Source organism: Altererythrobacter litoralis, assembly GCF_036324225.1.
GTDB lineage: Bacteria > Pseudomonadota > Alphaproteobacteria > Sphingomonadales > Sphingomonadaceae > Erythrobacter > Erythrobacter litoralis_A.
In genome coordinates this window covers 152433-165462 of the sequence record NZ_JAZDQV010000002.1, presented here as the reverse complement: position 1 = coordinate 165462, position 13030 = coordinate 152433, and the positions used below count along the sequence as shown (strand labels likewise).

Genomic DNA, 13030 nt, shown 5'->3' with positions numbered 1-13030 from the left:
GCTCAGGTCGCCAGGCGCAGCCTGTTGATCCCGCGCGCGCCGCCTTCTTCAGCGGAAAGCCCGATGAAAATCGTATCGATGATGCGCGCCAGCTTCTCCTCGCTGAGCTTCTCGTCGATATAGATCAGCGCATCGGGCAGCGTGTAATTGGCGACCATCTGGTTGATCAGCGACAGTGTCTCGTCGATCCCCAGCCCCGGGAAGAACCCGTCGACCTGCGCCTGCGCAATCACTTCGCACAAATAATGGTCAGCCAGGTCGACGAAGCTGCGCACACGCTCGAAACGAGCGGCGCCCAGTTCGCAGATCAGCGCGAAGGCCGCCGGGTTCTGGCGATAGCGTTCGCGCGTGATGCGGAAGCGCCGGACGAAGAATTCATACATCTTGCGATTGGAAGGCAGGTCGCTCGCGACCACTTCTTCCATGATCGCGACGTGCGGCTCCATCCACAGCTCCGCCACGGCTTCGAACAGGTCGCCGTCATCCTCGAACAGCTCTTCGACCCGGTGGCGCGAAATGCCTTCTTCCGCCGCAAGCAGGAGGAGCGTGATCTCATGGCCGCGCTGGATGGTCAGCTCGAGCGCACGCGCGGCCAGCCTCTGGCGTTCGGATCGTCGCGTTTCGGCGGACATCATCGCCCGTTTCCTCCCGGTGGAACGGGGGCCTATTTAGTGCCTTCCGTGCGCAGCTTAAACCGCCAAATGCGAGATATTTTTCGCCGCGAGAGGGCCGCCTGCGATGCTCCCCTCACCCGCCTATTTCGGCGGAAGCGGCAGGAAGGCCGAGGTCCTCCGCTTGTAGTCGGCATATTTGTCGCCCTTGGAGCGATCGAGCCCCTTTTCGAGCAGCGCCACGCCCGACCATTTGGTGAGCGTGAAGGTGAGGAACACCGGCCCGATCAAGGTGTAGAGCGCATAATCCCACCCGGCCGACGCACAGACCAGCCAGATGCCCCACCATGCGGCGCAATCGCCGAAGTAATTGGGGTGGCGCGTGTAGCGCCACAGGCCGGTGTCGAGCACCTGCCCATGATTGGCTGGATCGGCCTTGAACCGGGCAAGCTGCCAGTCGCCCACCCATTCGAAGAATATGCCGACGAGGTAAATCGCCACGCCCGCCCATGCCAGCGGTGCGATCGGCGCGGGCTCCGGCGATACAAGGATGCCGACTTGCGCGGGCGAGGAGACCATGAACAGCAGCACGGCCTGCATCAGCCACACCTTGGTCAGTGCGGCGAAAGCGAAATTGCCCCTCTCGCGATCCTTCTTGAGGATCATCTTGTAGCGCTTGTCCTCGCCCTCGCGCCGCCAGCGACGCAGCAGGTAAATGCCGAGCCGGAAGCCCCAGACCGCAGCCATCGCCATCAACAGCGTGGCTAGCGCGCCCGGCTGGCCGCCGGGCACATGCAGCCAGCTGGCAATCGCAAGGATGCCCATCCCCGCGCCCCAGAAGGCGTCGATGAAGGAGACATCGTCGATCCTTACCGAGATGATCCACAGCACAAACACAATCGCGACCAGGATCGCAGCATTCACCAGCAGTGCGTCAAGCATGGCCCTTCTCCTCGATAATCCGCAGCGCTTGCGCCTCCAGCACCTTGAAGCGCTCGTAATCCGGCAGTTTCGATCGCATGAAGCGCGCGATCTTCAACAAGTCAGCTCCATAATCGCCGCTGGGCCAGACAGGTTCCCCGAAGCCCAGCACTTTGCGCTCATTGCACACCCAGGCCGGCACGATCGGCACATTGGCGGCCTGCGCGATGTGGTAGAAGCCCGATTTCCAGCTGCCGTCGGTAGTGCGCGATCCTTCTGCCGCGATCACCAGCGCAAGGTGGTCGCGCCGGGCGAACGCCTCTGCCACCTGATCGACGTAATTGGCGCGCTTGCTGCGGTCGACCGGGATGCCGCCCATGTCGAACATGAAATTCCGCATGACGCCGTTGAACAGCGTGTGCTTGCCCATGAAATTGGGTTCGACGCCTTCCTTTGCGGTGGCACCGATGAAGAACACGAAATCCCAGTTGGACGTGTGCGGTGCGCCCGCGATCACGAATTTCGGCAGATCGGGCAGGTGCCCGTCGATCTTCCAGCCCTTCCAGCGATAGAGCGCCATGATGATGCGGCGCACTATGCGCGACAATATCGAGCGCTTGCGGCCCCTGGCTTGCGACATTTCCTCTCCCTTGACGCTACGGCCTAGCAGCTATGCAGCGGAAAGCGAGAGGGTTTCGACGTCTCGACGCGCGGTCACCCCTCCTGGATTTCGCACTTGTCGAAATAGGGCATGCTGGCAAGCGTGATCCGCAGAAACTCCCAACGCTGCCCGTTGCGCCATGCTTCAGCGTGGAACACCATGCATTCCTCACCCCTGCCCGGCTCCTGCGCACTGAATCTGCGAGTAACGAGACCGTAATTGCCTTCGACCCGAACCTCCGGCGCGGCCATGCGGAACTTCGCATTGTCCGGATTGAACACTGTGAGCAGGAATGTGTGCGCCTGCTCGCCTGCCAAGGCAACCGGATCGCCCGCGCGAGAGATCGCGGTCACAACCGCCTTATCATGCAGCGCGGGCGCGCCACGAAAATTGGACTTTGGGTGTCTGAGTGCCGTCATGAAAGCGCGAGCAACCAACTCCAGATCGGCCGACGAATCTTCCGGGTGTTCCGGGCTCGCCCATGACGGGAGATTGTCGGCGTCCGTCGACATCTGCGGATTTTGAGGAGGAGCCTGAGGAGCAATAGGAGCAGCGAACGCTTGAGGAGCTGCGAGTACACTGAAGCACCAGATGGTGCAGCACAAGACGCGCGGATCCAAGTTCAAGAGCGGGCCTCCTTGGTCGAGTCGCAGGCCCGACGAATATTAGGAGGAGGCACCTTCATCAGGGGTGGCAAGGTGAAGGTCCGGGTAGCGATAGAACCCGGCTAGCCCTTTTTGGTGCGACCCAGGGCTCGGCGATGGAATGCCCGGGACTGGCCTCCTCCCGCTCCCGAAATATCTTCATGGGAAGGCAAGCGAAATCCCTTCCGGCGTAGCAGTACGTCGGAAGATCGCCCTCGTCTTACATGCGGAAAACGCCGAATTGCGGTCGTTCTGCGATCTGCGCTTCGAGCGTCGCGGCGAATGCGAGGCCAAGGACGTCGCGGGTCTGGACCGGGTCGATCACGCCATCGTCCCACATCCGCGCCGTGGCGTAATAGGGATTGCCTTCGTCCTCGTATTTCTGGCGGATCGGTGCCTTGAAGGCCTCGGTCTCGCGCTCGTCCCATTTGTCGGCGTCGCGGTGGACAGTCGCGAGCACCGATGCCGCCTGCTCGCCGCCCATCACCGAGATGCGCGCATTGGGCCAGGTGAAGAGGAAGCGTGGCTGGTAGGCGCGGCCGCACATGCCGTAATTGCCCGCGCCAAAGCTGCCGCCGATCACCACGGTGACTTTGGGCACGGTGGCGGTGGCGACTGCGGTGACGAGCTTGGCGCCGTGTTTGGCAATGCCTTCTGCCTCATATTTCCCACCGACCATGAAGCCCGAGATATTCTGCAGGAACAGCAGCGGGATGCGGCGCTGGCAGGCCAGCTCAATGAAATGCGCACCCTTCTGCGCGCTTTCGGAAAACAGCACGCCATTGTTGGCGAGGATCGCCACCGGCATGCCCCAGATATGCGCAAAGCCGCAGACGAGCGTGGAGCCGTAATGCTGCTTGAACTCATGGAACTCGCTGCCGTCGACGATGCGCGCGATCACTTCGTGGACGTAATAGGGTGCGCGGACATCCTCGGGGATGAGAGCGTAGAGGTCTTGGGCGTCGAACCTGGGCGGGCGCGGATCGCGCAGCTCCACATCCTTCGCCGCGCCGGTGTTTGCACCCAAATGGCTGAAGATATCGCGCACAATGGTGAGCGCATGCTCGTCATTCTCAGCCAGGTGATCGACCACGCCGCTCTTGCGGGCATGAAGGTCGCCCCCGCCAAGGTCCTCGGCGCTGACCTCTTCGCCGGTCGCGGCCTTCACCAGCGGCGGCCCGGCAAGGAAGATCGTGCCCTGCTCGCGCACGATCACCGTCTCGTCCGACATGGCCGGGACATAAGCGCCGCCCGCGGTGCAGCTGCCCATCACGCAGGCGATCTGCGGGATGCCGAGCGCGCTCATGTTCGCCTGGTTGAAGAAGATGCGCCCGAAATGGTCGCGATCGGGGAAGACTTCGGCCTGGTGCGGCAAATTCGCCCCGCCGCTATCGACGAGATAGATGCACGGCAGGCGGTTTTCCTGCGCGATCTCTTGCGCACGCAGGTGCTTCTTGACCGTCATCGGATAGTAGGTGCCGCCCTTCACGGTGGCATCGTTGCACACGATCATCACCTGACGGCCCGAAACGCGGCCGATCCCCGCGATCATCGAAGCGCCGTTGACGTCGCCTTCATACATGCCGTTCGCGGCGAGCTGGCCCACCTCGAGGAAGGGTGAGCCCGGATCAAGCAGCCGCTCGACCCGCTCGCGCGGCAGCAGCTTGCCGCGGCTGACATGCCGCTCACGATGCTTCTCCGGCCCGCCGAGCGCGGCTTCGGCTACACGCGCGCGCAGCTCGTCGGCCAGTGCCTTGTTATGCGCAAACCGCGCCTTTGCCTCGGGGCTTTCACGGTCGAGCTTCGTGGTGAGAATGGGTGCGGTCATGCTTGCTCAGCCTTGCCGGATCGGCGCGCGCGCTCGGCTGCGTAAAAGGGTGCGGAATACATTTCGGGATAAGACCATGTATCCTCATGGGGATCGGGCTCGAATTGTAGCTTAAGCTCAACAAAACGATCAGAGTGGCGCTGCTGCTGAAACGTGAGCAAACCCAAGATTTTCGTTATCTCCGAAAACCCGCTCCAATCGGACTTGTCAGCGTTATGCCAGATGATGCGGTAAGGTCCGCAGCGTAGAGGTATCTCTGAAACTAAGTCCTCATCCAAGGCATCGAGGTTGTTGACTAGCTCTATATCGACCGCAGCGCTCAGTTCGCGAAAGAAGTCGGCCTTCGACTGAAGCTTTGCTCCATCGAGCTCAATCGTAAACGGGTCTGTATCGGTCCTCACCCCGCCGCTCCGATCAATTCGCGCCCGATCAACATCCGCCGGATCTCGTTCGTGCCCGCGCCGATATCGAGCAGCTTCGCGTCGCGCATATAGCGTTCGACCGGCCAGTCCTTGGTATAGCCCGCGCCGCCCAGCGCCTGCACGCTTTCGGCGGCGACCTTGAACGCATTTTCGCTGGCGAGCAGGATTGCGCCCGCCGCATCGAAGCGCGTCGTCTGGCCCGCATCGCAGGCCTTGGCCACGGCATAGGTATAGGCGCGGGCCGCTTGCAGCGCGACATACATGTCCGCCACCTTGGCCTGAATCAGCTGGAACGCGCCGATCGGCTTGCCGAACTGCTTGCGCTCGCGGACGTAGGGGATCACGCAATCGAGGCAGGCCTGCATGATGCCGAGCTGCAGCCCGGCGAGCACCACGCGCTCGTAGTCGAGCCCGCTCATCAGCACGCCGACCCCGCCGTTGAGCGGGCCCATCACGTTCTCTTCGGGCACTTCGCAATCGTCGAACACCAGTTCGGCGGTGGGGCTGCCGCGCATCCCCATCTTGTCGATCTTCTGCCCGATGCTGAAGCCCGGCATGTCCTTCTCAATCAGGAAGGCGGTGATCCCGCGTGACCCGGCGTGGCCGTCGGTCTTGGCATAGACCACCAGCGTATCGGCATAGGTGGCGTTGGTGATCCAGAACTTGGTGCCGTTGAGCACGTAGCCGCCCTGCACTTGCTCGGCCTTGAGCTTCATCGAGACCACGTCCGACCCGGCGCTGGCTTCGGACATGGCGAGCGAGCCGACATGTTCGCCGCTGACCAGCTTGGGGAGATATTTGGCCTTCTGCTCGTCATTGCCCCAGCGGCGGATCTGGTTGACGCAGAGGTTCGAATGCGCGCCGTAGGAAAGCCCGACCGACGCGCTTGCCCGGCTCACTTCCTCAACCGCTATAACGTGTTCGAGATAGCCCAGGCCCAGCCCGCCCCATTCCTCTTCCACGGTGATGCCATGCAGGCCCAGCTCGCCCATGGCGGGCCAGAGTTCACGCGGGAACCAGTCGTCGCGGTCGGTCTTTTCGGCGAGCGGCGCAATCTGCTCGTCGGCGAATCGGCCAACGGTCTCGTGGATCATCTCGGCACTCTCGCCGAGCTGGAAATCGAAATCGGGGGTGGCGCGCATTTGCTATTCTTCTCCTCACTTCCGCCCATAACAGCGCGCACTGCGAGCGCAAACCGGTTGCAGATGAAATCGCCATGCTTGTGCCGAGGCTTGGCCCCGCCGCCCGGGCAGCCTAGGGTGGCGTGCACATCCATTCCGGGAGCCGAACCATGCGCCATATTCCGCTGTTCGCCTGCATCTTGCTGCTGGCCGGCTGCAACCCGCCGCAAGATACAGCCGGCAATGAAGCGGCGGCTTCGCCTTCGCCTGCGGAGGAAGCCGTAGCCGATGCGGTGGGCGCTGCCGAAACCCCTGTACCCAAGCCAAGCACCGCCGATATCGCGATGGCCAATACCGCATGGCGCGTGACCGGCGAGGAAGGCGCGATCTACACCACTTTCCTCGATCCCGACGGGCGCTATCGCGATCTCAAGAACGGCGATCCGTGGCAGGAAGGGACATGGGAGCGGCTCGCCGATGGCAGGCTGTGCTTCACCCCTGAGGACGAGACCCGCTCCGGAGCCTGCTGGACGCTCGGCAAGGAAAGCGATGAAGGCACCATGCGCGTGACCAGCGACGCCGGGCGCGAAGTCGAATTGCAGCAGGTGACCTATATCGCCGCGCTGGACGAGGCCGAGGGCTGACCTGATTCCCACGCCCGACGATAGCCGCGCATCGCCGATGATCGCGTTCGAAGCGGCGACGCGGCGGTTCGGCGACGTGACCGCCGTGGACCGCGTCGGTCTTGCGATCGCGCAAGGCAGCTTCGTGGCCTTGGTCGGCGCCTCTGGTTCGGGCAAGTCGACCCTGCTCAAGCTGGTCAATGCGATCGAGGCTCCTAGTAGCGGGCGCGTGCTGGTGCAGGGCGAGGACGTCGCCACGCTCGACCCGCCCGCGCACCGACGGCGGATCGGATATGTATTCCAGTCGATCGGCCTGTTCCCACATATGAGCGTGGCGGAAAACATCGCGATCGGGCCGCGGCTCGGCGGTGACAAACTGCCAAGCGGGCGCATCGGAGAGCTGCTCGAACTGGTCGAACTCGAACCGGCGCTCGCCGCGCGCATGCCGCACGAACTTTCGGGCGGGCAACGCCAGCGGGTCGGCGTGGCGCGCGCTCTGGCCAACGGCCCGCGCTTGCTGCTGATGGACGAACCCTTCGGTGCGCTCGACCCGGTCACGCGCGACGCGCTGGGGCGGCGCGTGCGCGCCCTGCATGACCGGCTGGGCCTGACAACGGTGATGGTCACGCATGACATGGCCGAAGCGCTGCTGCTGGCCGACCGCGTGCTGGTGATGGAGGCCGGGCGGATCGTCGCCGACGAGATCCCCGCCAGCCTGCTCGCGGGCAAGGGCGGTGATGCGGCGCAAGGGCTGGTCGCGGTCCCGCGCGAACAGGCCGAACGGCTTGCCGCAATGGAACGCGAAGGAGAGGCACCATGAACGGGGTTGGCGTTGCGCTCGCCGGCCTTGTGCCGCAGCTCGCCGCGCATGTGCTGCTGTCGGCATCGGCGCTGGCGCTGGGGATCGCCGTGGCGCTGCCGCTGGCAGTGTGGGCGAGCCGGTCGCAAGCGGTGGCGCGCGTCGCGCTCGGCTTCGCCAGCCTGGTGCAGACCGTCCCCGCGCTGGCGCTGCTCGCGCTGTTCTTCCCGATCCTGCTAAGCCTGCGTGCGGTGTTCGGTGAGGGATTGCCGACGCTCGGCTTCCTGCCCGCGCTGCTCGCGCTGGGGCTCTATGCGCTGCTGCCGATCCTGCGCAACAGCGTGACCGCGCAGGCCAATCTCGACCCCGGCCTGCTCGAAGCCGCCGATGCGGTGGGGATGACGCGGTGGCAGAAGCTGCGGCTGGTCGAAGCACCGCTTGCCGCGCCCTTCGTCATGGCCGGGATCCGCACCGCCGCGGTGTGGACCATCGGCGCGGCAACGCTCGCGACCACGATCGGCCAGCCCAGCCTTGGCGATCCGATCTTCGCCGGGCTGCAGACGCAGAACTGGGCGCTGGTGCTGGCGGGCTGCCTCGCTTCCGCCGCGCTCGCGCTGGTGGCCGATGCGCTGCTGGGGCTGGTCGAGCGCGGGCTGGCGGAGCGCAGGCCCCGGCTCGCCATCGCCGGGGTGGTGGCGGTCGCACTGGGCATAGCCGCTGCGCTGGCGGTGCAGTTCGGCGGGGGCGAGCGCGACCGCGTGCTGATCGGCGCCAAGGGCTTCTCGGAACAATATGTGCTCGCCCGGCTGATCGGGCAACGGTTGGAAGCGGCCGGGTACGATGTCGAATATCGTGACGGCCTCGGCTCGGCAGTGGCGCATAGCGCAGTGGCGAGCGGCGATATCGACCTGCTGGTCGATTACACCGGGACGATCTGGACCAACCAGATGAAACGCAGCGACAACCCGCCGCGCGATGCGATGCTGGCAGAGATCGAGCAATGGGAAGCCTCCACCAGCGGCATCCGCGTGCTTGGGCGGCTCGGTTTCGAGAACGCCTATGCCTTCGCCATGCGCGGAGACCGTGCCGCCGCGCTCGGCGTAACCGACCTGGCCGATCTTGCGCGGGTAGCCCCGCAGCTGGTCGTGGGCGGCGATCCCGAATTCTTCGAGCGGCCCGAATGGGCCTCTGTGCGCGACGCCTATGGACTGCGTTTTGCCCGCCAGCGTAATTTCTCGCCCACCTTCATGTATAACGCACTGCAGTCGGGCGAGGCCGACGTGATCGGCGCCTATACCTCGGACGGACGCATCGCGGCCGACCGGCTGCGGGTGCTGGCCGATCCGCGCGGTGCCTTTCCCAATTACGATGCGATCCTGCTGGTAAGCCCGAAGCGCGCGGGCGACGAGGCAATGCTCGCGGCGCTCCACCCACTGGTTGGCGCGATCACCGTCGATGCGATGCGCGAGGCCAATTACGCGGTCGACCGCGATGCGGACAAGCTGACGCCCGACGGAGCGGCGCGATTGCTTACGAGGCGCGCGGGGCTCTAGTTGCCGAAGCCGGGCGCTTCGGCTGGCCAGCCGGGCGCCGAAATCCCCATCACCTTGAACAGCAGGCCCATCTGGCTTTCGCCGGTCAGCCGGTCCTGCTGCCGCTTGAGTTTGTCGGCCTGGTCGGGCGCGCGGCGGCGCAATGCCTCCATCCGCATGTCGATCCCCAGCGCGGTGAGCCATTCGCCCTGCATCGTCACGCCCAGCAATTGCGCGCCTTGCCGCTTCGCAACCTTTGCCAGCGTTTCGAAATCGACATGCGCGGTGAGGTCCATCTCGCCCGGCGCGGAGAACACATCGACCTTCTTATGCGCCTTGATCGCCTGCAGCGTAGACCCGGCGCGAGTTTCGCGCGGGCCGTAATCGATCACCACCGCCGCGCCGCCTTGCGCCACCAGCCGGTCAGCCAGTTCGCTCATCACCGCCGCCGAAGCCGGGCTGGTTTCGATCACCGTGCCCTGGCTCGCCTGCCGCCAGCTTTCGGGCACCGCCGCATCCATCGGCTTGCCGCCCGACACGAACACCAGCCGGTCCTCATCGAGCCCGACCATGCGCTCGCACCAGCCCTCTGCCGAACGCACCAACTGGCGCACTGGCAGCGCGTCGAAGAATTCGTTGGCGACGATCAGTAGCGGCCCGTCGTCGGGCAGGCTGGTGAGGTCGAGATGGTGCTGCACGCCGCAGATCGTACCGCGCTGGACCTGGCGCAGCGCCTCCGATCCTTCGACGAAGTGGACTTGCGGCACCAGCCCATAGCGCGCGGCGGCGCGCAGCGCGTCGGAAGCGAGCGTGCCGCGGCCCGGCCCCAGTTCAACGTAATGGACCGGATCGGGTCGCCCGGCGCGCACCCAGATATCGGCCAGCCACAGCCCGATCAGTTCGCCGAAAACCTGGCTCACTTCGGGCGCCGTGATGAAGTCGCCGTCTTCGCCCAGCGGGTCGCGGCTGGTGTAATAGCGCGCGTTGCTCTCGCCCATATACTGGGCCAGGCTGATCGGCCCGGTTTCGCGGATCAGCCGCCGGAACGTGTCCGCCAGGCTGGCTGGCGGGTTGTCGTTCATGCCGCCGGCTTGCTCCCGCCGCTCCCGATCGGCCCGCGACTTATCGCGTAAAGCGTTACAATCAATCCAAGCAGAATTAGCGGTATTGTGAGCCATTGCCCCATCGAAAGTCCGGTTGTTGCAGCGAATTGCGCCAGATGTGCATCGGGATCGCGGAAGAATTCGTTAACAAAACGCGCTGCACCAATCCCGATGGTGAAAACGCCCACCATCAGTCCCGGGCGATAGCGCGCACCGGTTTTCCAGAACAGCACCAGCAGGATCACGAGCAGCACCAGACCTTCGAGCCCGGCCTGGTAGAGTTGGCTGGGATGGCGCACGGCAAAGGTCGTCTGGCATTCGCCAGGCAGGCTGGGCAGGTCGCAGAACACCATGCCCCAGGGCACGTCGGTGGCGCGGCCCCACAGCTCGCCATTGTTGAAATTGGCGAGCCGCCCAAGCAGCATTCCCATCGGCACGTTGACCGCCACATAGTCGGCAATGCGCAGGAAATTCAGCTTGCCCCGCAGGCTGACCCAGGCGATCGCGACCAGCACGCCGATCACTCCGCCGTGAAAGCTCATCCCCCCGTCCCACAGCCGCAGCAATTCCCAGGTGACGAAGCCGTTGCCGCTGAAGCTGGTGAACAATTCGGGGCGATAGAAAGCGGCATAGCCCAGCCGCCCGCCCAGGATCACGCCCAGCGTGCAATAGAAAAACAAGTCATCGACATGCCGATGCGCCATCGGCGCGCCGGGCGCCTTGATCATCTTGGTCAGGTGCCAATAGGCGAACAGGATCCCGCCAAGATAGGCCAGCGAATAGAACCGCAGCGTGAAGAAACCGAGGTCGATTCCCTCGACCAGCCCAAGGTCTTTCCAGTAGATCGGATCGGCAGCGCCGCTGGCGGCGATCCCCGAAGCGGCGAGTAGTGACAGCACGAAGCGAACCTCTATATAGATGGGGCCTGCCGGTCCGGCATAGCGTTCGGACGGGCTTTTGGCACAGCCGAGGTTTGGGGGAAAGCCTGTTCGGCGGGGATTAGGCCCGCCAGCAGGCCAAGGACGCGGCCGGGAAACAACCTGGGACCAAGAGGAGAGGATTTTAATGCCTACAGAGCTCGACAAGACACTTGATGCAATCATGGACACGCTGACCGCGCCCGGCGCCCCCGCCGAGCTTGTTTCGGTGACACGCGGAGGCGTCGAAATGCCCATGCTCAAGAATGCCCCGCCGAGCCTGGTGCATTACTTCGCGCATTACTGCAGCCAGCACGGCGACCAGCCTTTCCTGATCGATGGCGAGACCCGCATCAGCTTTGCCGAAGCGTGGGATGCCGCGCAGCGCGTCGCCGCGGGCCTGATCGCCGATCATGGCGTCGCCAAGGGCGACCGCGTGGGCATCGCTGCGCGCAACTCCGCCAACTGGATCATCGCCTATATGGGCATCCTCGTGGCGGGCGGCTGCGCCACGCTGCTCAACGGCTTTTCGAGCGGCGAGGAACTGGCCGAGCAGATCGAACTGGTCGGCTGCCGCCTGCTGCTTGCCGACGCCCAGCGCGCCCAGCGGCTCGACGGGCAGGCCCATGGCGCGCGGATCGTGCTGTTCGGGCATGACGGCCCGCCGTCGAACGGGCTGAGCGAATTGTGGGGCGATCCCGCCACCGCGCGCTTCCCCGAAGTCGGCCCCGACGATTACGCCACCATCCTTTACACCTCCGGCTCGACCGGCAAGTCGAAGGGTGCATGGTCGGACCATCGCGGCGTCGTGAGCGGCGCGCTGAGCTATGCGATGCAGTCGCTGATGGCCTTCAACTACCTCGATTCCGGCGGCAAGGCTCCGACTTCGCAGGCCTGTGCGCTGGTGGCAGTGCCGCTGTTCCACGTGACTGGCGAAGTGCCGGTATTCCTGCAGAGCTTCGCGCTCGGCCGCAAACTGGTGCTGATGCCGCGCTGGGATGCGGGCGAAGCGCTGCGCCTGATGGAAAAGGAAAAGGTCAGCTATTTCGCGGGCGTGCCGCTGATGAGCTATGAGATCGCGACCCATCCCGATCGTGCGAAATACGATCTCAGCTCATGCACCGGCTTTGCCGCCGGCGGGGCGCCGCGCCCGGTCGAGCATGTCGGCAAGATCCGCGACGCCTTCCCCGATGGCTTCCCGTTGATGGGCTATGGCCTCACGGAAACCAACGGCGTTGGCTGCGGCAATTTCAACGAGAATTACCTTGCCAAGCCTTCGAGCACCGGCAAGCCGAGCCGCCCGCTGGTCGATCTCGCGATCCTGGACGATGCCGGCAACAAGCTGCCGCAGGGCCAGGTGGGCGAAATCTCGATCCGCTCGGTGTGCAATTTCATGGGCTATTGGAACAATGAGGAAGCCACGAAGGCGGCCTATACCAAGGACATGTATTTCCGCACCGGCGACCTCGGGAAGCTCGACGAGGACGGCTATGTCTATATCGTCGACCGCAAGAAGGACATCATCATCCGCGGCGGCGAGAACATCACCTGCCTCGAAGTTGAGGAAGCGGTCTACGCGCATGACGCGATTGCCGAATGTTCGGTGTTCGGCCTGCCCGACGACCGAATGGGCGAAGTGCCCGCAGCGGTGTTCTACCTCAAGCCGGGCCAGAGCCTGAGCCCGGGCGAACTGCGCGAATTCCTGCTGTCGCACATCGCGCCGTTCAAGGTGCCGCTGCCCGAGCACATCTGGGTGTCGGACAAGGCCTTGCCGCGGCTCGGCACACAGAAGATCGACAAGCGCACTGTGCGCAAGATGTTCGCCGGCGACCTCCTGCCAGCCTAGAG

General features: G+C 64.5%; 13 protein-coding genes. 4 read left to right on the top strand and 9 right to left on the bottom strand.

Going from position 1 to position 13030, the window contains the following annotated elements:
• Positions 1-2: 2 nt before the first annotated feature.
• The 7 genes from VRS74_RS02645 to VRS74_RS02615 form a co-directional block, all read right to left on the bottom strand.
• The gene (locus tag VRS74_RS02645) at positions 3-632 is read right to left on the bottom strand and encodes a hypothetical protein (protein ID WP_354143691.1); all 630 of its coding nucleotides are present in this window, start codon (positions 630-632) and stop codon (positions 3-5) included.
• Between the two features lie 123 nt (positions 633-755).
• Positions 756-1553 (bottom strand): DUF1295 domain-containing protein, encoded by a 798-nt coding sequence (locus tag VRS74_RS02640; RefSeq protein ID WP_354143690.1) that lies wholly within the window; start codon positions 1551-1553, stop codon positions 756-758.
• On the bottom strand, positions 1546-2172 hold the full coding sequence (locus VRS74_RS02635) for a 1-acyl-sn-glycerol-3-phosphate acyltransferase (protein WP_354143689.1): 627 nt from the start codon (positions 2170-2172) through the stop codon (positions 1546-1548). The genes VRS74_RS02640 and VRS74_RS02635 overlap by 8 nt, the downstream gene beginning before the upstream one ends.
• 74 nt (positions 2173-2246) lie before the next feature.
• Positions 2247-2705 (bottom strand): hypothetical protein, encoded by a 459-nt coding sequence (locus VRS74_RS02630; RefSeq protein ID WP_354143688.1) that lies wholly within the window; start codon positions 2703-2705, stop codon positions 2247-2249.
• A 352-nt stretch (positions 2706-3057) separates the two neighbouring features.
• Positions 3058-4665 (bottom strand): carboxyl transferase domain-containing protein, encoded by a 1608-nt coding sequence (locus VRS74_RS02625; protein ID WP_354143687.1) that lies wholly within the window; start codon positions 4663-4665, stop codon positions 3058-3060.
• The gene (locus VRS74_RS02620) at positions 4662-5066 is read right to left on the bottom strand and encodes a barstar family protein (RefSeq protein ID WP_354143686.1); all 405 of its coding nucleotides are present in this window, start codon (positions 5064-5066) and stop codon (positions 4662-4664) included. Before VRS74_RS02620 ends, VRS74_RS02625 begins: the two co-directional genes overlap by 4 nt.
• Positions 5063-6229, bottom strand: a complete 1167-nt coding sequence (locus tag VRS74_RS02615) for an isovaleryl-CoA dehydrogenase (protein WP_354143685.1) — start codon at positions 6227-6229, stop codon at positions 5063-5065. Before VRS74_RS02615 ends, VRS74_RS02620 begins: the two co-directional genes overlap by 4 nt.
• Before the next feature lie 149 nt (positions 6230-6378).
• On the opposite strand from VRS74_RS02615, the gene VRS74_RS02610 reads away from it, so the two are divergent.
• Genes VRS74_RS02610 through VRS74_RS02600 form a run of 3 tightly spaced genes read left to right on the top strand, consistent with a single transcriptional unit; the run spans position 6379 to position 9183 of the window.
• On the top strand, positions 6379-6852 hold the full coding sequence (locus VRS74_RS02610) for a hypothetical protein (RefSeq protein WP_354143684.1): 474 nt from the start codon (positions 6379-6381) through the stop codon (positions 6850-6852).
• Positions 6853-6889: 37 nt separating this feature from the next.
• Complete coding sequence (locus tag VRS74_RS02605) at positions 6890-7651, top strand: ATP-binding cassette domain-containing protein (RefSeq protein WP_354143683.1); 762 nt, start codon at positions 6890-6892, stop codon at positions 7649-7651.
• The gene (locus VRS74_RS02600; RefSeq protein ID WP_354143682.1) at positions 7648-9183 is read left to right on the top strand and encodes an ABC transporter permease/substrate-binding protein; all 1536 of its coding nucleotides are present in this window, start codon (positions 7648-7650) and stop codon (positions 9181-9183) included. Before VRS74_RS02605 ends, VRS74_RS02600 begins: the two co-directional genes overlap by 4 nt.
• On the opposite strand, the gene VRS74_RS02595 is transcribed toward VRS74_RS02600, so the two are convergent.
• Positions 9180-10244, bottom strand: a complete 1065-nt coding sequence (locus tag VRS74_RS02595) for a class I SAM-dependent methyltransferase (protein WP_354143681.1) — start codon at positions 10242-10244, stop codon at positions 9180-9182. The genes VRS74_RS02600 and VRS74_RS02595 overlap by 4 nt on opposite strands.
• The gene (gene lgt / locus VRS74_RS02590) at positions 10241-11164 is read right to left on the bottom strand and encodes a prolipoprotein diacylglyceryl transferase (protein WP_354143680.1); all 924 of its coding nucleotides are present in this window, start codon (positions 11162-11164) and stop codon (positions 10241-10243) included. Before lgt ends, VRS74_RS02595 begins: the two co-directional genes overlap by 4 nt.
• 166 nt (positions 11165-11330) lie before the next feature.
• On the opposite strand from lgt, the gene VRS74_RS02585 reads away from it, so the two are divergent.
• Positions 11331-13028: a class I adenylate-forming enzyme family protein gene (locus VRS74_RS02585; protein WP_354143679.1), complete on the top strand. Its 1698-nt coding sequence runs from the start codon at positions 11331-11333 to the stop codon at positions 13026-13028.
• Positions 13029-13030 lie beyond the last annotated feature (2 nt).